Source organism: Streptomyces bobili, assembly GCF_002154575.1.
GTDB classification, from domain to species: domain Bacteria; phylum Actinomycetota; class Actinomycetes; order Streptomycetales; family Streptomycetaceae; genus Streptomyces; species Streptomyces bobili.
This window is the reverse complement of the sequence record NZ_MUBA01000382.1, coordinates 1-1,179: the sequence shown is the minus strand read 5'-3', so window position 1 is coordinate 1,179 and position 1,179 is coordinate 1. Positions and strand designations below refer to the sequence as shown.

Genomic DNA, 1,179 nt, shown 5'->3' with positions numbered 1-1,179 from the left:
GGCCTGCACCTGGCCGTCAGCCCCGACGGACTGAACTGGACGCCGCTCAACCAGAACAACCCCCTGGTCACCCCCACCGCCGGAGCTCTGGGCCTGCGCGACCCGTTCCTCATGCGCAAGCAGGACGGCACCTTCGTGGTGCTCGCCACCGACCTCAAGGGCACCGACTGGGGCTACAACAGCCAGTACANNTCACCGCCTCCGCCCCGCAGGTCTTCTTCGACCCCGGCTACGACGTCATCGACGGCGACATGGCGGTCGGCGTGAACGGCTACAACTACCTCTACTACAAGAAGAACCAGACACTGGTGAGCGCCCGTTCCACCTCACTCGACCCGGGCAGCTTCACCGAGTACGGCACCGGCGTGGCGCACGGCGGCACCGAGGCCCCGACCGTGGTCAAGTCCCTCGCCTCCGGCACCTGGTGGCTCTATGGAGACACGTACACGCCCAACGGCGTCTTCTACGCCTGGCAGTCGAGCAATCTCGCCTCCGGCACCTGGACGGCCCTGGACCAGAGGACCTACACCCAGCCGCTCAACTCCAAGCACTGCGGCATCGCGACGATCACGACGGCCGAGTACGACAACCTGCTCGCCAAGTGGGGCGCGCCGGCCTGGAACCGCCTCAAGTCCTACAACTTCCCGGCCCGTTACGTCCGCCACTCCAACTACGCGGGCCGTATCGACGAGTATCCGATCGAGCCGTACAAGGACTCCCAGTGGGCCCTCGTCCCAGGGCTCGCCGACAGCTCCGGGGTCTCGTTCCGATCGGTCAGCCACCCGACCCGCTATCTGCGGCACTACGACTACGCGCTCCGGCTGGACGTGAACGACGGCACGTCCACGTTCGCCGGCGACGCGACCTTCTACCGCACGGCGGGCCTCGCGGACGCGAGCTGGGCGTCGTTCCGGTCGTACAACAACCCGACCCGGTACCTGCGCCACGCGAACTACGTCCTGCGCATCGACCCCGTGTCCACGGCCACGGACCGGCAGGACGCGACCTTCCGGATCGGGTACTGACCGGGGAAGGCAGCCGCCGACGGCCGGCGCCTGTCAGGTATTCCGGTCCCGCTTCCGGGTGCGCTGCTTCAGTTCGATGACGGTCGCGACAGCGCGCAGCCAGGTCGCCGCGGTGTCGTCGGCGGCGACCCCGCCCACGAGGTCGGTGCCGGCC

At 68.4% G+C, this 1,179-nt stretch carries 1 pseudogene; it reads left to right on the top strand.

Going from position 1 to position 1,179, the window contains the following annotated elements:
* Positions 1 to 1,025 (top strand): annotated as a pseudogene (locus BZL64_RS27430) (AbfB domain-containing protein); the annotation flags it as partial.
* Positions 1,026 to 1,179 lie beyond the last annotated feature (154 nt).